The following is an 18,131-nucleotide window of genomic DNA, read 5'->3' as shown; positions in this document are numbered from 1 at the left end:
ATTAATCAGACCTTCCCTAGTTAATTCAGTACCAACACAGTTAAAACGCCGAGTCGCTGCAGAGATCACTTTCGTCTATTGGTATTCACAACGTCGGCAGTTCGACCCCATTCGCCGGCTCTCCTTTGTTGGCTATCCCCTTCCTCGATCGTATTCGCATTCTCCTAACCGGTATTACTCGCATGAGGTTGATCACTCAATGACACCTTCGGGCAAGGAGGTTGGGACGATGGCTTCTCCGCTGGAACGGCTCCGTGCGCTCAACCGGGAGGGTAAACCGCGACCGGTTCATCCGGAGCTGACGTTGTTGGGATTCGGCGCGAATCTCGACGACAACCAACGGGAAGGGGTCCTTGTGATGCGGGATGCCGATCGAAGTGGTCATTTCGGCTGCCTGGGAACGACGCGGGTGGGCAAGACCCGCCTGATGGAGAATATCGTCGAGCAGGACATCAGGAAAGGTTACTCGGTGGTCGTGGTCGATCCGAAGGGAGACATCGAGTTGTTTTCAAAGGTGGTGCAAACAGCGGCCGAGTGTGGGCGGCTCAAGGAGCTGATGCTGCTCACGCCGATCTTTCCCGATGAGTCGGTCTACCTCGACCCGTTATCGAGCTACTACATGGAAGATGAACTCGTGAATCACATCGTCTCAGGGATCAAGGCGCGCGAGGATTTCTATATTGCGATTGCGACCCAGGTGGCTCAAGTCATCGTGGCAGGCTTGATCATACTCGCCAAGGCGAAGGGAATCCCTCCTCAGATCTCGTTCTACGATGTGAAGCTGCGAGCCGGTCATAAGGACCTGATGCAGTTCCGAGATACGCTTCAGGCGTTGCCGGGGACGGAGGAACTGTGCATGGCGATCGATCAGATCACGCATGGTCCGAATATGGCGGACTTCTACGCCAAGGTCTCGACATCGCTCCAGACGATGTTGTCGGCACTGACCTTCGGCACGACGGGACGGATCATCGGAAAGGCAAAGACGAATGAATTCATTCGGCGGCTCGAATCCGGGAAACGCGTGATCATGGTCTGCAATACCGGCAGTCTACTGACGCGCCGGACGGCTCATATTATCGCAAAGGTGTTCATCTCCATGATTCAGAGCCTGGTGGGACGCCTGTTTGCCTCCGGGCGTGCGCTTACTCCGCCCTTGTGCCTGCACATCGACGAGGGCCATAACGTGCTCTACCCCGACATCAAAGAGCTGTTCAATAAGGGCGGTGGGGCCAATATCTGGATCCATCTGTATACGCAGTCGCTCGCGCAGATCCAGGAGGAGGTCGGTCCCTACGCGGCACAGAGCATCATGGACAACATCAATTCCTGGGCCTACTTCCTCCTGAACCATCCGGAGACCGCGCAATACGTGGAGGATTCGACCCCGCTGGTCACTCGAGATGAGCCGATGATTGAGGTCGGCGGCCGGGTGATGATGAAGTTGACGGCGCGGCGCCAGGTCCTCCGCGATCGCGTGATGTCTCTCCCGAAACGGTGGTTCTATTTCCGCACATACGGGCAGACGTATAAGGGCCAGACCTTGGATACGACGCCCCTGTATGTGAAGGTGAAGTTCCCCGTGGTCAGTCCCCTAAGGTCAGTCGAGTCCCCGGCGCCTGCCTCAGACGCCACCAAAGACGGTCCGGCTCAGGCACCGCCGCTCTCATCCGCGTGATGGCGGACGGGCGGACTCGCTGTATTCCTACTGTCCCGTGCTGCTGTTCTCCTGATCCCTTGGGGGACTACCACAGCGTGTGGATTGAGCGGTTTCTGCTCAGCCAGGATGGCGAATCCGGCGGTGTCTGCCCTTCGCCTCAGGTATCGTGTCCGGCCGTGAGAGTTCGTGAAGGAGATCCGGTTTGCGGTGATCCATGTTGTCTCTCGACAGGGATGAACTGGGTGATGGCGTCCTTTCACGTTGCTGCAGCTCCCCACTGACCGGCTCGCCGTTCCAATCGCTCCGTACTTTATCGAAGACCCAACCCCCCTTCCCAAGGTCCTCGACCGCGAGCCGGCCGGCGAGATAGTTTCCGACTCGAATCACGTCATCCAATTCGTCCGCAAACGCGACCAGGATCAGGGTCCCGGAGGGGGCGACAAGGAAGAATGCGCGGCTGTCGCGCTCTTTCGTCCGTCCGCGCTGTGCCTCGATGATGTCCCCGACCGACGCGGTGAACGTTCCAGTGACCTCCGCATGAAACCGGCCTTTTGGCTTCCGTTCGAGCGGCGCGTGTTCTCGATGGATCTTCTGTTGGGTGAAGTCCCATGTGACACGAGCGACAAACGCGGGATCCTTCCTGAAGACGGTCGCGTGGAAGGTGAACGCGAATCGCGTCGGGCTCTTGCCTGGGGCGTTCATCCGTCCTGCTCACAGGAACAGGGGAGTCGTGTCCCCGAGCAGAGTAGGCGGGAGATCATGGTATCTGAGTCCAATCTACCCGTGTATTACAAGCCCGACGGCTGTGGGAGTGGCACTCAACGAAGCCCCTGCACGAGAGGATGGCGCCGGGCTCCGACAGAACGAGTGGTTAGATGATGGGACCGCGCGGCAAAGGGTCGGAGTCGGAATGTTCAGGGCAGTCGATCTGCAGGTCCCGGTCACCGAATGGGGCATCGACGAAGGCGCAATGGTGCGGCTTCTCCGGATTCTCCGGGTATTGCCTGGGCCGGAAGTGCCGGCAGGTGATGCACATCTGGCTGGTGGGGATCTGCTTGGCCTCCTGAAGCTGCAGGAGGGTATGGAGCAGGTGGGCGTACAATTCCTCCTGGGTGGCAGGACTGAGTGATTCAAGGACGGAGTTGAGCACATGGGGCCATTGGAGGAGGCGATGGGCGGCGAGCGCTCCGGCTGGTTCAAGCGTCAGCAGCACGTCTTTTGAGGGAAGATCGGTGGTCTGCACGTGAATGAGATCCTTGGTGACGAGCTGGTGAATGGCTTCGTCGAGGCTCGGGCAGCACACATCGAGCGCGCGCACGAGGCTGCTCCGGAACATGCTGTGGAGCTGCGAGGCGAGCAGCAACGTGAGGATGTGTTGTTCAATCAGCGAAGAGGGGCAGGATGCGGGTTCTTTGGCGACCTGGTTATAGAAGCTGATCTTGGTGAGGGCCACACGGATGCGCTGCAGGAGCGTGGCCTTCGCCAGCGTGGCATTGCCGACACCGTGGCAGGGAGAGAGCGTTGATGTGTCAAGACAGTCCATCGAGCAACGTGGCTCTGGGTCAGGGTTTACACAGTTGTGATGGTGCATGGCTTTTATACCAGCAAGACGACCCTTCGCACACCTAGCCATTCGTAGGGGGCAGCCTAGCCACTTGGCTAGGTCCGGAAGCCCTCTGTCAGCAATGGCTTCAACGGTTGCTCACCCCTCCAGTGATTTGCCTCTCTCCCTTGGCCGCCCGGTGTTCAGTTTGGAGGCACCGTCCCCAACCACGCTGAGTGTGGGCGTCCCGTTCCCGAGTGGATGAGCATCCCGTCCCCTGTGGGAGGCCGCCGAAACGGCCTCCTGCACCAGTCCGAGCTGTTGCTCCACTTTGCGCAGGCTTTTTGCCGCCTGGTCCGGGGTTCCGGGACTCCAGGTCGTGATCGTCTTGGCATAGACGGCCAAGGTGGCAAGGATCTGACTGGCGCAATCGAGTCCGTTGGACAGGAGTTCGGGGCCGGGGCTGTGGCGGAGCGAGTCCTGGAATCGGTCGACCGCCTGCTGCTGTTGGAGCGCAGCAGCTTTGACCTCTGCCTCCATGGCTTTGATCCGGTTGCGTTCCTGCTGGAGTTGCTCTTCCAGGGTCTCCTTGTCCTTGTGAGCCGCTTGCAGCTGCTTGGAGAGGTCCTCCAGTCGTTGTCGGAAATCCTCAAGCTCGGTCTGGAAACGGCTCTGCACAGCCTGATCGACGGTCGCGTTGGTTGCCTTCTGTTTCGAGGTCAGGGTCGTGGCGAGGGACTTCGCCTGCTTGAGGGTCTGTTGGAGTGCGGTGATCTGGTTGTTGAGGGACTGGATCTGGAGCTGTTTCTCCTGGAGTTGCTGGCGGAGATCGTGAATCAACGAGCTCTGCTCGGCAGCCGGGGCGACTGGGGCCCCGGAGCTGCTGTGAGCGGTGAGCCGTTGCTGAAGCTCCGTGAGATAGGCGCGCTGCCGTTCGGGCGAGGCGGCCGCGAGGGTCAACTTGATCTCGCCGGGAAGATACGGAATCAGGCCCTGCAGTTCCGGGATGAGGCTTTGGAGGACCTTGCGTTTCCACTCGGCCTCGCACTGCCGAAGGCGTTCCTGGTCGTGGGGTGACAGGTGGCGGCGATGGACGTTGTCGAACAGGGCGGCGATCTTTTCTTCCAGCGTGGTGGCGATGCTGCACGGCACCTCGCCGTACTTGGCTCGGATGGCTGCCTCGTAGCGATGGTGACCGGAGAGAATCGTGTACCGGTCACCGGTCCGCTCGACGATCAGGTGGCAGAGGATGCCGACTTCCGCGACACTCCGGCAGAGGTCGTCGAAGTCGGGGTCAGCGAGCGGGGGAAACAGGTCTTTGTACTCCGGGTTCACGATCAGCTGGTTGACTGGGATCATGACAGAGGGTTGCATACAGTCCTCGCAGTTTGATGGTTCCGACTGCTTTCCGAACAGCCTGATAGTGGATGGAGAAGCCTTCCCGCAGGAAGTGCCGATGGATGTCTGTCGACCTCAGCCGGGGGTTGGTCCCGAGCAAGGCGCGAATGGTGTGGATCAACGTGTCGTCGGAGATGTCCTTGCGGACGAGTTGGCGAGTTCGGACGAAGTCCTGGGCATCCGGCGACAGAAAACTGAGAGGGATAGCGTAGCGGCGCCCGTTGCGCCCGCCCCGGCCGCGGGTCCGGAGGAGATACCATCGCTCTGGCGCGTGGCAAAGCAGAACCTGGAGGGCGGGCGGAAGATGGGTGCGAGGCAGGGGGAGCCAGAGGCGGAGTTGCTGGGTGCTATGCGTGATGTGGAACCGCGTCAGCACCTGGCGGAAGGCGGGCAGTGAGATGTACGGGACCTCCCCGAGCGCGTCGATTCGCGGGCAGGTCAGGCCATGGGCGATCCCAAGCTCTCGGGCCAGCGCGTGGAACTCCTGCTTTGAGGTGTTAACGAGCAGGCTGGTCTTCACTGAATCGCTCCGAGTGCGGTGCGTCCATCCATGCCGGGATCGAGTCGCCGACGTCCGGGGATGAGACATCGATCTTGTGGACGTCATCGTCGAGCCCATCCTGTGAGCCGGGTGCGTCCCGAGAATCCTCGCTGGCCTCGTCTTGCGCATCCTGGAACGAGGGCTCGTGGAATCGCTCGATGCGAGAGAGGATGGTGGTGCGGTAGCCAAGCTGCTGGAATTCTCGCTTCCGTTTTTCGTAGGTCGAGTATTCGATGAATTTGAGGAAGGTGCCGCTGGGATCCTCGACGAGCACGATTTTGTCCCTGCCCGGAACGAGCCGGTGGAACTCCTTTTGGAGGAATCGGTAGATATAGCTGCTCAGTTGGCAGTGTGCCCCTTTGGTGAAGTCGTAGTTCGCCAGGCCCTCAACGAAGGCGATGAACGATTGTTGTTTGAGATCTTCTCGGCTGACGGCCGGATCGAGGCAGTGGTAGCGGTCGATGACCGCCTCGATGAGTCTGTCGTGCTTCTGCCAAAGTTCGAAGATGGCGTTCTGAGGATTGGCGAGGTGCAACGAAGCGTTTGAAGGCACGAACATGATGATCCCTTTCCCTTAGGTAGATGAACAAGGTGACAGACATGAACAGCGAGATAAACTGAGGAGACTTGATCGAAAGGAAGACTGGTACCTCTACGCAGAATGTTTCAATTCTCGGTGGAGAAACACGGATGGCTTCTGGTCCCATGGAGAAGGGCTGGCAGACGGCGAGGAAGGTTGGCGTGCTGGAGGAACGTGGGTTCTGGAGACTGAGCTCGGACGAATTCGGATGGAGCCGTACCGATGACTGGATGAGCCCGCACGAATGAATCGGAACACGGTGGGTCGAGCGAGAGTGCGCGTGTGTAGATTCCTGAAAGTTCATGTTGACTACGCTTAAAGCGAACTCCAGCCTGGAGTTGAAGCGGTATTGTATGTAAACTAGTTAACAGATATCAAGAGGGATACGAACCACAGTAACGTGTCGTCTCCTGAGTAATACAGATTCAGGTATAATGATTGTAAGTTATTGAAAATACACAATATGTAAAATTGATGGTATTTTGAGATAGCCTGTCTTTACACGGATGACAAACTTTGTTATACGTCTATCCGTTGGTATATAGATAAGGAGTCAGGATGGCTGAGACGGCCCTGTGGAATTTGATTCGCGAGGTGCGGACGCGGGCGGGATTGAACCCGAGAGAGTTGGCTCGCCAGCTCAAGATGTCTCCGGCGCACCTGTACCAGATCGAGGATGAACAGAGCGGGGCATTGCCGAGCGATGAAACGCTGCGGGCCATCGCACGGGTCTGTTGTGCGGATCTTCAGGAGCGGGCAGCGGTGACGCATAGCCTCCTCCTGGCGCGTGCGCGATTGATCGTCTCTCCTGAAGTGGCGGCCCATCTTTCGCCTCGAGGGGAAGAGAACATGCCGGAGGAGTTCCAACGGCGGGTTCAGGCTGATCTCAAAGGACGATCGGAAACCGAAATCAGATTCTTGGATGCGCAGTTGGGCTTCAATGGGCGGCTTGGGTTGGTGGCGGCAGGGCTGGCGGGCTTGACGAAGAGTGAGGTGAGAGCCTTGGCGGTGGCCTTGGACCAGCCGGTCGAGGACTACCTGGTTGCAGCGGGATATTTCCCAGACTGGATGTTGCCGCTGGTGAGAAAAGAGGAGGGGGAGGTTGGGCTGTTCGATGCGCTCCGGAACATTTCAGGGAAGGCCTTGGGGGAACTCGCCAGTGTCCTGCCGCCCGCTTGGATGAAGTTGGTTCAGGGGTTGCAGGCTGCCAAGATCGAGGTCGGAGAGAAAAAATAAGCCGGGTTTGCAATGAAGCGGGCTGACGGGAGTGAGATCCTGTCAGCCCTTCGTATTTTCAGGCCCTGCGGTCTGTCGCATGGAAGTGCCTGCCGTATCGTTGATCCTTCAACGGCACTGGCGGTGTGAAATGCGAAGCGGTCTGAGCCACTGGAGGACGGCGGCCTTTCGTTCGAGGGAAAACTTGCCGACACGACCATCTTGACTGGTGACGCTTCGGCGGCTGCGACATGCGCGATCATGGATCGCGCGCATCAGAACTTGTGTTTAGGACCTCGCGAGGTACTGCGTCCAATCGAGGGTCTGCAACTGAAGCGCCGGATGCATGGCTTCGAAATCGGCGTCGCAATGGATCAAGGTGACGCGGTGCTCCAGCGCGACCGTGGCGATGAGACAATCCGCAGCCGTGGGCGACACTCCGTGTTTTCTTAGCCGCCCCGCATTCTGCCAGGCTTTTTCCCACCAGGCCACCTCGAACGGAAGGCGTATGACTGGAGCAAACCACTGCAGCAAGGTGTCCGGATGTTCGGACTTCGTGAGGCCCGTCATCAGTTCGAGCAGAATCCACTCGGTGAGCGCGGTGTCCCCGCTGAGGATCAACGGCTTGAGTCGTGCACGGACTTCGGGATGACCGGCTGGACGCAGGGCATGGATCCACACGGACGTGTCAACGAGATACATGCGGGGTCCGTTTGCGGCGTTGCTGTCGAAGCTGCTCGGGCGTCAGGTCGAGGGGAATCGTCCCGAGCGCATCCGCGAGTTTCTGTAACTGACCCTGGCGGATGACCGTTCGTAGACTGGCTTCGACGGTCCCTTTGATGGTGTCCGTGCCAAGCGCCTTCTGAGCCTGTCGCAGGAGATGCTGATCGATCTCGATAGTGGTCTTCATGTCATCCTCTGCCCCTATGATTTCAGATTTATGGCTATATCATACTGGAAAACAATATGGGCGTCAAAACGATGTCCATATATATAGAATGACGTGAAGATGATGGGGCTGGCAACGATTGCCGCGACCTCAGCTGCGTTCATGCACTCAGTGTCCACGAGTTTGGTCGAGACACGGTCCTCTTAGAATTCAACTCCTTCCGTAGTGGGAAGGAAAGGGGGGACGCCTCCGCCATCGGCCACTGGGGCTTCACCGTCTGCTGCTTGATCGAATGCGGTCGCGTCGCCGCTCGTCTTGAATTGGACGCGGGTCAACGGGGTCAGGCGCTCGTTGGCCTTTAGCGTTGCGTTCGCGCGGGGTTCCAATACCTCAGACCGCGGACCCGAAAGTGCCGGCGCCGTGGCCGGAGCAGCGGCGTCGAAGAACGAATGGTCCTGCCGGTCGAGTCGGGAAATCAGTGCCGACGCCTCTTTCTTTGTCAGATGGTGGATCTTGGCGAGAATGAGGTCCTCGGCCAATCCCGCTTCCTTGGCTTTTCGCAGAATGCGCCGTTTCTGGGGCTCGGTCATCTGTGGCGCTGCCGGCGTGTCGGGAGCGGCAGAGGGGGATTGATCAGCCTGTTCCACGGGTCGTGTCGGATCGGAGGTGGCCGGCGGCTCAGATGTGGCGCTCTCGGCCTGCTCAGAGCCGGGTCCGTTCAGGGACAACGCCTTCGGGAGGTCGTGTTCGAGGACTGTGGTGGCCTGCGGGTCGATGGCCGGATTCGTGTCCTCTGGTTCCTGGACTTCGATGGAACCCAGCTTGCTGAGGATCTCCGCGTTGAGCTTTTTCAACTCTTCGATGTCGGCGGCGGACCCGTCGAAGCGGAGGGCGAGCGGGTAATGGATGCGGGGCTGGCCCTTGTGGACCATGTGTCTGGGGACCCGGCGGAGTTTGAGCTGGATCATCGCAAACCGTCCGATGTGGGTATTCATCCAGTCGAAGTAGGAGTTGATGTCGATCATGCTGTTCGAGCTGCCGAGGTCGATCTGATACAGACCGGCCATGCTGATCCTGGGCAGCATGACGAGCAGCTGCGCGCGCTCCGAACACTCGCCTTTCTCGAGCAGTTCGCAGGGGCATTCGCGTGGCTCGAATCGGAAGGTGCGTTCGTCGAGGCGCTGGGCCTGTTTCTTGTTCCCGATGCATTTCAGCCCATGGGAGTTCCCGTACCATCGGAGGGATTGGGGAAAAATCAGCTCCGGATTGTTGGAAGGAAACATGACGTCCAGCTCGGTGGGTTTCTCCCCATAGAGTTCTTGGACCTCCTTGGGCACAACGAAGTAGGGGGTTTCGACGGGATAGCTGCCGCTCTTGCCGAGCGCTCGGATGCCCAGGCGAATCTTGCCGATGATCGGGTAGCGACGGCGGTTGGAGAGGCCGTTGATGCGCGTGAACGGAACGAAGGTCGTGGTCATGGCGATGTGCCTCCTTGTGATGGACTTGGGACGAGCGATTAGGTGATGTTGGCGGGCGTTCGGCGGCCCTGCCTGGATCAGGCGACCCGAGGGTCGGGATCAGCCTGAAGAGTCCGGCTTTCCTGGGCGACCCTGCTAACCGACAGTTTTTCGATGGGCAGGGAAGTCTCAGCCAGCTCCTGGACATAAGACGGTAACAGCTTCACGTCATGGCGGGTCTGCGTGGATTGGGTGATGCGGACGATGAACCCGTGCCCCTCTGCTTCGCTGGCTTGCTGCGTCTTGAGGCCGGCTTTCAGCAGCTTCTTCACCTGGTCGAATCGTTTGTTGAGGGGTTTGATCCTGGCGTCGAGATCAAGGTACTCCGCAGCCAGTGCCGCCATGTCGGGTGAGAGAGGTACCGTATTCGTGAGGACCGGAGCCACGTGGCCTTCCCAACACAGGCGTGAGTAAGGGCAGTACTGGCAATGGTAATTGGAGTCGTCTTCGTAGGGTCGGTCCGGCAAGGTCTGGTCAGCCCGATGCTGTTCGATCTGCGCGAATCGGGCAAGCGCTTGCTGGTACAGACCGATGACGTCCTGTTTCGGGAAAGACCGTTCTCCGTTCGAATGCACGATCTCGCACACGGTGAGTCGGTCGTTGGGCACGTCGTAGTGCAGTCGATATTCGAGGTAGGCGCTCTGATTCTTGTTTTTGATGAGGAGCAGGGCTTCGTCGATGTCCGGGTTGAGTTGGGTGATGCCGCGTAAATAGAGGCAGACCTGCGCGAAGTAATCGAGGGGGTAGTCGCCCTCCGCGTACCGTTGGAAGGTGAAGTGTTCGATGGCCTTGTGTTCAAGCAGTCGGTCGATGCCGAGCAGATCAGTGACGATCCCGTCGATGTGGCCCAGGATCGTGTACGACTCCCCTGCGAAGACAGTTTCCCCGCAGACGACCTCCGTCTGGCGATCCCGCAGCTGAAACGCCGATTGCTCAATCCAATTCAGCGTGAGCTCTTCGTGCCAGGAACTGTCGTCCAGCACGACCAGGAACCGGCCGTGGGCCTGTCTTCGCGGGAACTCGCGCGCGTGGTAGACCAGTTTCCGCACACATTGGTTGGGACCGGCGCTGGAGGGACGGGGCCGATACGGCCAGTCCTGTGCTCCCATGGCGGCGAGGGGATGGATCAGTTCGGCGAGCATAGACCACCTGTCGAGGGCTCATATTCGGAAATACCGAGAAGAAGAACCGCTGCGGGTCTATCCGGTCGTGGCCGCCAGAATGAGGGGAGGGGCGTGGTCGAGGAGGGCAAACAACACGAACTCGATGTGCCAGAGTGAAAATAGAGGCGCGGTGGTCTCTATATTCACAATGGAAAACAGAAGCGGGTCCGGGGGTGGGGTGCGGGGCGCCCTTTCGCTGGTTTGGACTGTACCGTTCCGTCCGGCGGGTCTTGAACGGCAGGGCGGAACATTTGCGACGGACCTCTGGAAAGAGTATCCCGGAAGACAACGCGTGACAGGGGCAACAGAATGACCCGCTCCACGAGGAGGCGAGGAAGGTGAAGGAGATGCGCGTTCCACCGGAACCGACCGTAGCTGGTCGTCGGGAGTGCCTCGAAGAACTCCTGCTGGATGACTTGGAGGTCATGGATCAGCACCCGCTGGTGACACTGCGAATCACATGGCTCTTCGGGATGAGTGCGTTGCTGGCAGTACTGCCGAAGCATCGGGCGCCTGTGTGGTTCCAGTACGTGCTCGCTCGCATGTCTCGCCATCCGTTCTTGATGAGATCAGGGGTTGATCGAGCTCTGGCCTGTTGGCTGGAGTGGCAATTGAATCAAGGCGAGCGGTTCCGGCATGGAAGTCCGTGAGCTCTAGTGGTCGGAGCGATGGCAGCGTCTGGATGTGGCCGATCGAATCGCGTCAGGATTGAATCAGTGACACACCCGGTTTGTGGTTGGAGAACGCGATTGGTCGTTTCTGTGTTTGAGACAAGCCAGGTACATAGGGAGCATCAGTGGATCAGGAGCGAGTAGCTTCAGGCTCGGATGTCTGTATCGAGGTGGAAGTCTTGCGGGCTCTTTACCGAAAGGCTGAGACGGGATTTACCGTGTTATCCGTACGCGAGGCTGCAAAGGTTTCGTCCGCGCTCGATGGGCATCGGGTCTTCAAAGTGGTGGGCCAGTTGCGGACGGAGCCGGTGCAGTCTCAGCGCCTGCTGCTGGTGGGTCGCTGGGAGTATGGCACCCGGGGAGAACAGTTCCGCGTGGCAGCGGTGAGCTGCGCGCGTCCTCATACGGCGGAAGGCATCAAGGCCTATCTCGCGTCGGGAGTGCTCTCTGGCATCGGGCCGGTTCTCGCGCAGCGGATCGTCGACCGCTTCGGGAGAGATGCGCTAACAGTGTTGGATCTGCACCCCGAACAGCTCATCGAGATTCAGGGGATTGGCGAGTCCACGATCGCGCACATCGTCAAGTCCTGGCAGATTCAGAAAGGACGGGCGGCGGCGCTGACCGAGTTGTTGAGCTTGGGCTTGAGCGTGAGTCTGGCGCACAAGGCCCTCCGGCAGTTCGGACCCGAGGCGGCTCTGCAGATCCGGACGAATGTTTACTGCTTGGCGGAGCTCCACGGGGTCGGGTTTCAGCGGGCCGACAGCATCGCCAGGGAACGAGGCATGGCAGTGAACGATCCTCATCGGCTGGTCGCCGGGCTGCACTATGTCCTGGAGCGGGAAGCAGGAAGAGGCCACAGCTGTCTGCCGCGCGAGGTCCTGACGAAAGAGGCGCAACAGGTGCTCGAGGTAGAGGTGACCGAGTTGGAGGCCGCGGTGGCGAGGGAGAGCGAGCGTGGGGCACTGCAGGAGTGGGAGCGCACGCTGTACCTGCCTCGGCTCTATCACGCGGAGCGAGCGCTTGAGGCAGGGTTGCGGGACCTGGCCAGGCAGACCTTTCTCCCCTCCCGGATTGAGTTGGGGGCCGTGGAACGCCTGGCGCTGACCCCAGTGCAACAAGAGGCGGTCGCGCGCGCACTGGATCATGGTCTGTCGGTGATTGCAGGATTGCCTGGAACGGGAAAGACGATGGCCGTCGGATATCTGTTGCGCCAGGCGGTGCGCCTGGGATTGAAGGTGGCGCTCGCGGCTCCAACCGGGAAAGCGGCGAAGCGGGCGGGGGAGGGAACCGGCCTGGACGGCATGACCATCCATCGGTTGCTGGAATGGCACCCCCGGGACGGCTGTCGGTTCAATCGGCGACGGCCGCTGCGGATCGATTTGCTGGTGGTGGATGAAGCGCCGATGATGGATCTTGAAATGGCGGCCGCGATGGTCAATGCGCTGGATCCGGCGCGGACCAGGCTGGTGTTCGTCGGCGACATCCATCAACTGCCTGCGGTGGGAGCGGGACAGGTTCTCCGCGATGTCATCGCGGCCAACATCTGTCCGGTCACGGAGCTCGTCGAGATCCAGCGCCAGACGGCCGGGTCGCAGATTGTTCGTCTGGCTCACGACATCCACTTCGGGGCCGTGCCGTCTCTGCGCTCAGGCTCGCTGGGCGAATGCGAGTTTCACCTGCGGAACGAGCCGGAAGAAGTGCTCGCGGCGCTGCGCGATGTCCTGCCGAGGCTGCCGTTTCGACCACAGGAGATTCAGGTCCTGGCGCCGATGAAAAGGGGGCCGTTGGGGACGGTGGAGCTGAATCGAGTGCTGCAGGACGTCATGAATCCCGGGACCTCGGTCGATGGCTTTCCCTTTCGCGTCGGAGATCGAGTGATCCATTTGGACAACGACTACAAGAAGCAGGTGTTCAACGGTGAGATTGGGTCGATCACAGAGGTGTCAGAAACGGAGCGCGTGCTCCAGGTCGCTTATCCGGATCGCCAGATTTCTTATGCCGAAACGGAGTGGGACGAGCTAGCCCTGGCCTATTGCATGACTGTGCATAAGGCCCAGGGATCGGAATTTTCCTGCACGGTTGTGGTGATGCACTCGAGCCACTACCCGATGCTGACACGAGAAGTGTTGTATACCGCGGTGACCCGGGCGCAGAAGCATCTGGTCTACATCGGAAGTCCTCAGGCCTTTTACACGGCATTGAAACGGGATCACGCGTCCGTTCGCCATAGCCGGTTATTTCGCGATTCTCCCCTAGCTGTGCTTGAGCCCTTCTCTCATCAGACTGTGTTCCTCGCATAGAGTGCGCGGTATCCAGAAGGCATGCAGCGATAATCAGCCTGAACATGACCAATAAACAGGTTGCGGAATATTACGAGATTCGTTAGATTGTGCAACCGATATGAATGCAAGACCCACCATCTCAGCTGGCCAATTTGTCGACAACCTCCTGGCAACAGGACGCTATACGTTCACGCGAGCGGAGGCGAAACAGCAGCTCGGGGCAACACCGGGAGCCGTATACATGGCTTTGCATCGGCTGGTCAAGGCCGGCCGTCTGGTGATGCCCCGGTCCGGGTTCTACGTCATCGTGGACCCGCAGCACCGGTCCGTCGGCACTCTGCCTCCGGAGTGGTTTATCGATGAGCTCATGAAGAATATGGGGAAACCGTACTACGTGGGGCTGCTCTCCGCGGCTCAGAGTCATGGTGCGGCACACCATAGACCGCAGGAATTCCAGGTCATGGTGCCGACGCGAGCTGTACGACCAATTCGGGTTGGCAACGTGCACATCCGCTTCTTCGGAAAGGGACCGTTCGACCGTTCAGTCACGGTCGAGGTCAAGACCCCGACCGGCTTCCAGAAGGCCTCCTCAGCTGAGACAACGGCCTGGGACCTTGTTCGCTATCCTAGACCGGCCGGAGGGCTGGAACACGTGATCACCGTGCTGGCTGAACTGGCCGAGCGTCTGGATGCGGCCAAACTCACAGCGATAGTGAAGAGACATGAAGAGATCCTCGTTGCGCAACGGTTGGGATATCTGCTTGATCGGCTGAGCCGCAGGAAGTTGACGCGCGGCCTAGCCGATTGGGTTGACAAGAAAGATCCCCCTTTGAGACCGCTGGATCCGGCCTCACCGGTCGGAGATGGGCCTGAGAGCCGGAAGTGGCGTCTCCTGGTCAATGCCAAGTTGGAGCCTGAAGGATGATTCCGCAGGCCTTCATCACTCAGTGGCGAAACGTGGCGCCCTGGCCCCAAGACGCTCAGGTTGAGCAGGATCTGATACTCTGCCGCGCTCTGGTCGAGATCTTTCGTGACTTGGAAATCTCGGATCATCTCATTCTCCGAGGTGGGACTGCTCTGCACAAACTGTACGTGGCCAGACCCGTCAGATATTCGGAGGATATCGATTTGGTTCAGCGCAAGGCGGGCCCAATCGGACCTCTTCTCGATAAACTCCGAGCGCGGCTCGATCCAATACTCGGGACACCGCGTCGACAAAACAACCCTGACAATGTGACGCTTCGCTATCGCATGGTGTCCGAGGTTCCGCCGGTTGTTCCACTGCGGCTCAAGATCGAGATCAACAGCCGGGAGCACTTTGATGTGTTTGGCTTCAAGTCACGGGTATTCGCCGTCCGTTCTCGGTGGTTCGAGGGCGAGGCCGCGGTGAATACGTATACGCTTGAAGAGCTGCTCGCCACCAAGCTGCGGGCACTCTACCAGCGCCGTAAAGGACGTGATCTCTTCGATCTGTGGATCGGACTGCGCATGGAGGGTGTCGACCCCGAGCGCATCATTGAGGCATTTCATCGTTACATGAAGGCAGCGGGGGCAAAGATCAGGGTGACAGACTTCGAAGAGAACCTGGCGGCGAAAGTTGCCTCCCGGACCTTCAACGAAGATCTCCGCCCCTTACTAGCGCCCATTGTCGAGTACGACGCTCGCGCCGCAGCGAAACTTGTGAGCGATCGGCTCGTTGCCCATCTGTGAAGGTTCAAGGGTGTCGGCTCGCGCCGGTCCGTGCTGTGACATCATTTCTGTCATGATTGACTCGCGGGATCGTTCGCGGTCCCGCGAAGTGTTGTTCCCCGGGGGGCGAACGGAGGCATCTGGTCTACACCGGCAGTCCTCAGGCCTTTTATACGGCACTGGAACGAGATCACGCCTCCGTTCGCCATAGCCGGTTATTTCAGCATCATTCTCCATCGCTCTCTTCGTCCGTCTCTCACCAATCACTGTCTCTGCAGTAGAGCCTTCGGCACTTCCCTTCGTATCACAATCAGCCGGTAATACTCTCCGTGGAATTGTCAGGGCGGAGCGTCGTTCCGTCTGGAGTGACGCAGCTAGGAGATTCTGCCGGCGCAGAGGGAGTTGGCGATGCGGTGGAGAAGGATGAGTCTCGTGGCCGGCATGATTGCCTGGTCCTCGGTCGCCGTCCACGCGGGAGCGGTCGTGAAGCTGTGTGAACGGAAGTACCAGCTTCCTGGCGGAGTCGTGACGGTGCCAGAGACTGTTCAGTATGTGCTTGGGACGCCGATGACCTGTCCGGAGGCGGATCTGCTCTCGCCTCTCCCATCGGCTCGCATCCTCGATCCGGCTCCAGAAGCACTGTCGTCGCTGTTGAAGACGGTCCGGTCACTGCCCGTGGTCTTGCCGAAAACAACCGTCCGGCAGTCCGGCCACAGCGATCAGCAGCGCGAACTCACTCAGTGATGATCATGGAGCAAGAGCAGAAATCCATCATGGGACGGTGCGGTTCGAGTCTGGACCAAGCGTGGGGCGACGGAACGATCAAGGGGAATGAGGCCAATCGGCCAGGCAGTGCACTGCCGTACCTCCCAGGCTGATCCGACGATCCGTATGAAACGGCTAGGCCAGCGACGGCGATGCAGAAAAGAGAGGTGACCCAGTGAGGAACTAAGACGGTCTGTTGTCTGACTTTGTTCGGCATGGCTGCACGATCAGTTGTATGAGCTCTGAATGATCCAAGGATAGAACCTGGAGGGTTCCACATGCGTAACCTCATGAAGAAGATGACAGCGGTTCTGGGCGTGATAGCGATGGTGCTCTTCGCCAGCATGGTGATCATGGCGGTTCCGGCGTTCGCGGGCGCGGATGCGACGTTCGGTCCGCTGAACACCCTGTTGACGGGCTGGATGCAGGGTTCGCTCGGCACCTTGCTGGGCCTGATTGCCGGGGCGATCGGGCTGGGTTCTGCGATGGCCGGCCGGTGGGGCTACATGTTCACCGGATTCGGCGTCGCAGCCGGGTCCTTTTATTTGCCAACGGTGATCCCGACTATTACCACGGGACTGATGTAAGGCTCAGGCTCGATCGGGATGGGGTTGCACAGACGACTCCATCCCGGTCTGGTTCACGGCGACAGATCCGGGTCCACGGGTCAGCGGGTGGGTGCCGGTACGGAGGGTCACGATGCAGGTCTTCATCCCGAGATATCTGGACAGTCCGCCACAGATCGCCTGGTGGGAGTTGGACGAACTGATCGTGCTGATTCTGTGCGGCTTCATCGGCATCCTCACGCGGCAGCTGACCTCTCTGCTCGTCGTCGGCCTCCTGTGCACGTTCATGATTTCAACGCTGAAGAGCGGGAAGAGCGACGGATTCATCTTCCACTTCGCGTATTGGTACGGGATCCCGGGATTCGACCTGCCGTTGGGGCCGGATGGAACGGTTCGGGAGTTGATCGAGTGAGGAGCGCATGCATATCGGACGCTATGTGAAGGATCTCTACAGCACGCGGGCCATCGCGTTCGTTCTGCTCCTGGCCAACATCGGATTGGTGCTGGCCTTGATGGCGAACGGCCTGTATCGCCGGGTGGAGATTCTCCACGTGGTTCCCGCGTCGGTCTCCCAAGAATACCTGGTGACCTCGGATGGGAATGTCTCGGATGAGTACCGGCGGCAGATCGCCCTGACCTTGCTGCCGTTCGTCACGAATGTCACGCCGAGATCCGTCGAGTTCGGCCACACGGTCGTGCTGCGCTACGTGGCGCCGGAGCAGTACGGGATGATGTCGGAAGGGTTGGGGGCCGAGCGGATCTACATCGTCGGGAATAACCTCAATCGGGTGTTTTTCCCGGACGCGACGGAGATCGTCGGAGATGACGTGATCATCAGCGGGTTGGAACGCCGGTTTTCGGGGTCGATTCTGGTAGCGGAGGAGGAGCGTGAATACCATCTCACACTGCGATTCAAAGACTTCAGGCCTGAGATTGTGGCGATCAGCAGCCAGCATCGCGATCGCGCTCGCGCTGGCAAGTCCGCCATTCAGTCAGGCCGATCAGAGACTGACCGTCGAGGATAGCCGGACGCTGCGGGCGGCGGTGTCGCTTCGTGACATCAATGTCATCGAGCTGCCCGAAGAGGTGACCTCCGTGTCCAGCTCCAAACCGGATCTGGAGGCGAAGGCGCAGGGCCGGTATGTCATGGTTCGGGTCCGCACGAGCCCGGCGGATCTCGTGGTGATGGCCGGCAGACAGGCCTACGTCTTCGAACTGGTGGCGAGCGCGGAATCAACGCAACGGATCACGGTCGAGGACGATCGGGCGGACGGAGCGCCGGGGGAAGACGATCCCGTCAAGATGGCGGCGGATTATGTGGATGGGCTCGTCGAGTTGATACGGCGAGCGGCGTTGGAAGACTTGCCGCGAGGCTGCCATTCAGCCCCGATCGACCCGGAGCAGTATCCCAGGTGGATGGAGCTCGAGGTCGTCAAGGGGATCGAATCCCGCTGTCCACGCTATCGCGTGATGGCATACCGGCTGGCGAACAAGACGTCCGGGACGCAGACGCTCCGGGAGTCGGAGTTTTTCACGGGGAAGGAGCTCGCGATCGCCTTGAATCGCCACGTCATCGAATCGGGCGAGGAGGTGCGAGTCTTGTGGATCGATCTGGTTCCGTCTCCGGCGGCGAAATAGAGCGGCACGGTCGG

20 protein-coding genes are annotated in these 18,131 nt (G+C 59.7%); 12 read left to right on the top strand and 8 right to left on the bottom strand.

Annotation, left to right across the window (positions count from 1 at the left end):
• Window positions 1-229 precede the first annotated feature (229 nt).
• Complete coding sequence (locus KJA79_RS09655) at window positions 230-1,678, top strand: type IV secretory system conjugative DNA transfer family protein (RefSeq protein ID WP_213041827.1); 1,449 nt, start codon at window positions 230-232, stop codon at window positions 1,676-1,678.
• A gap of 99 nt (window positions 1,679-1,777) precedes the next feature.
• Here KJA79_RS09655 and KJA79_RS09650 read toward each other — a convergent pair whose 3' ends face one another.
• From KJA79_RS09650 to KJA79_RS09640, 3 genes are all read right to left on the bottom strand, one after another.
• Complete coding sequence (locus KJA79_RS09650; RefSeq protein WP_213041826.1) at window positions 1,778-2,362, bottom strand: hypothetical protein; 585 nt, start codon at window positions 2,360-2,362, stop codon at window positions 1,778-1,780.
• 169 nt (window positions 2,363-2,531) lie between these two features.
• Complete coding sequence (locus KJA79_RS09645; protein ID WP_213041825.1) at window positions 2,532-3,203, bottom strand: hypothetical protein; 672 nt, start codon at window positions 3,201-3,203, stop codon at window positions 2,532-2,534.
• Between the two features lie 159 nt (window positions 3,204-3,362).
• Window positions 3,363-4,562 carry a ParB/RepB/Spo0J family partition protein gene (locus KJA79_RS09640; protein ID WP_213041824.1) on the bottom strand — a complete coding sequence of 400 codons (1,200 nt, stop codon included), beginning with the start codon at window positions 4,560-4,562 and terminating at the stop codon, window positions 3,363-3,365.
• Between the two features lie 97 nt (window positions 4,563-4,659).
• Between KJA79_RS09640 and KJA79_RS09635 the strand changes: the two genes are divergently transcribed.
• Complete coding sequence (locus KJA79_RS09635; protein ID WP_213041823.1) at window positions 4,660-4,998, top strand: hypothetical protein; 339 nt, start codon at window positions 4,660-4,662, stop codon at window positions 4,996-4,998.
• Window positions 4,999-5,098: 100 nt separating this feature from the next.
• Here KJA79_RS09635 and KJA79_RS09630 read toward each other — a convergent pair whose 3' ends face one another.
• The gene (locus tag KJA79_RS09630; RefSeq protein WP_213041822.1) at window positions 5,099-5,701 is read right to left on the bottom strand and encodes a hypothetical protein; all 603 of its coding nucleotides are present in this window, start codon (window positions 5,699-5,701) and stop codon (window positions 5,099-5,101) included.
• Window positions 5,702-6,280: 579 nt separating this feature from the next.
• Between KJA79_RS09630 and KJA79_RS09625 the strand changes: the two genes are divergently transcribed.
• Window positions 6,281-6,958 carry a helix-turn-helix transcriptional regulator gene (locus KJA79_RS09625; RefSeq protein WP_213041821.1) on the top strand — a complete coding sequence of 226 codons (678 nt, stop codon included), beginning with the start codon at window positions 6,281-6,283 and terminating at the stop codon, window positions 6,956-6,958.
• A 267-nt stretch (window positions 6,959-7,225) separates the two neighbouring features.
• Here the strand turns inward: KJA79_RS09625 and vapC are convergent, their stop codons facing one another.
• The 4 genes from vapC to KJA79_RS09605 all read right to left on the bottom strand — a co-directional run bounded on the left by vapC (window position 7,226) and on the right by KJA79_RS09605 (window position 10,485).
• Entirely contained in the window at window positions 7,226-7,639 is a 414-nt protein-coding gene (gene vapC, locus KJA79_RS09620) for a type II toxin-antitoxin system VapC family toxin (RefSeq protein WP_213041820.1), read from the bottom strand.
• Window positions 7,626-7,847: a type II toxin-antitoxin system VapB family antitoxin gene (locus KJA79_RS09615; RefSeq protein WP_213041819.1), complete on the bottom strand. Its 222-nt coding sequence runs from the start codon at window positions 7,845-7,847 to the stop codon at window positions 7,626-7,628. Before KJA79_RS09615 ends, vapC begins: the two co-directional genes overlap by 14 nt.
• 182 nt (window positions 7,848-8,029) lie before the next feature.
• Window positions 8,030-9,304, bottom strand: coding sequence for a recombination directionality factor (locus KJA79_RS09610; protein WP_213041818.1), 1,275 nt, complete (start codon window positions 9,302-9,304; stop codon window positions 8,030-8,032).
• A gap of 77 nt (window positions 9,305-9,381) precedes the next feature.
• Window positions 9,382-10,485 (bottom strand): PD-(D/E)XK nuclease family protein, encoded by a 1,104-nt coding sequence (locus KJA79_RS09605; RefSeq protein ID WP_213041817.1) that lies wholly within the window; start codon window positions 10,483-10,485, stop codon window positions 9,382-9,384.
• A gap of 368 nt (window positions 10,486-10,853) precedes the next feature.
• Between KJA79_RS09605 and KJA79_RS09600 the strand changes: the two genes are divergently transcribed.
• The 9 genes from KJA79_RS09600 to KJA79_RS09560 all read left to right on the top strand — a co-directional run bounded on the left by KJA79_RS09600 (window position 10,854) and on the right by KJA79_RS09560 (window position 18,117).
• Complete coding sequence (locus tag KJA79_RS09600; protein ID WP_213041816.1) at window positions 10,854-11,156, top strand: hypothetical protein; 303 nt, start codon at window positions 10,854-10,856, stop codon at window positions 11,154-11,156.
• Window positions 11,157-11,302: 146 nt separating this feature from the next.
• Window positions 11,303-13,477, top strand: coding sequence for an SF1B family DNA helicase RecD2 (gene recD2 / locus KJA79_RS09595; protein ID WP_083448043.1), 2,175 nt, complete (start codon window positions 11,303-11,305; stop codon window positions 13,475-13,477).
• Window positions 13,478-13,577: 100 nt separating this feature from the next.
• Window positions 13,578-14,384: a type IV toxin-antitoxin system AbiEi family antitoxin domain-containing protein gene (locus KJA79_RS09590; protein ID WP_053380515.1), complete on the top strand. Its 807-nt coding sequence runs from the start codon at window positions 13,578-13,580 to the stop codon at window positions 14,382-14,384.
• Window positions 14,381-15,169, top strand: a complete 789-nt coding sequence (locus KJA79_RS09585; RefSeq protein ID WP_053380514.1) for a nucleotidyl transferase AbiEii/AbiGii toxin family protein — start codon at window positions 14,381-14,383, stop codon at window positions 15,167-15,169. Before KJA79_RS09590 ends, KJA79_RS09585 begins: the two co-directional genes overlap by 4 nt.
• Window positions 15,170-15,571: 402 nt before the next feature.
• Window positions 15,572-15,892: a hypothetical protein gene (locus tag KJA79_RS09580; protein WP_213041815.1), complete on the top strand. Its 321-nt coding sequence runs from the start codon at window positions 15,572-15,574 to the stop codon at window positions 15,890-15,892.
• A 299-nt stretch (window positions 15,893-16,191) separates the two neighbouring features.
• Complete coding sequence (locus tag KJA79_RS09575; RefSeq protein ID WP_213041814.1) at window positions 16,192-16,500, top strand: hypothetical protein; 309 nt, start codon at window positions 16,192-16,194, stop codon at window positions 16,498-16,500.
• Between the two features lie 112 nt (window positions 16,501-16,612).
• Window positions 16,613-16,891 carry a type IV conjugative transfer system protein TraL gene (traL, locus tag KJA79_RS09570; protein WP_213041813.1) on the top strand — a complete coding sequence of 93 codons (279 nt, stop codon included), beginning with the start codon at window positions 16,613-16,615 and terminating at the stop codon, window positions 16,889-16,891.
• 7 nt (window positions 16,892-16,898) lie between these two features.
• Complete coding sequence (locus tag KJA79_RS09565; RefSeq protein ID WP_213041812.1) at window positions 16,899-17,504, top strand: TraE/TraK family type IV conjugative transfer system protein; 606 nt, start codon at window positions 16,899-16,901, stop codon at window positions 17,502-17,504.
• Window positions 17,413-18,117, top strand: a complete 705-nt coding sequence (locus KJA79_RS09560) for a TraK domain-containing protein (RefSeq protein WP_213041811.1) — start codon at window positions 17,413-17,415, stop codon at window positions 18,115-18,117. The genes KJA79_RS09565 and KJA79_RS09560 overlap by 92 nt, the downstream gene beginning before the upstream one ends.
• Window positions 18,118-18,131 lie beyond the last annotated feature (14 nt).

Source organism: Nitrospira defluvii (genome assembly GCF_905220995.1).
Taxonomy (GTDB): domain Bacteria; phylum Nitrospirota; class Nitrospiria; order Nitrospirales; family Nitrospiraceae; genus Nitrospira_A; species Nitrospira_A defluvii_C.
The sequence above is the reverse complement of the archived record's forward strand: the minus strand, read 5'-3'. Positions and strand labels throughout refer to the sequence as shown.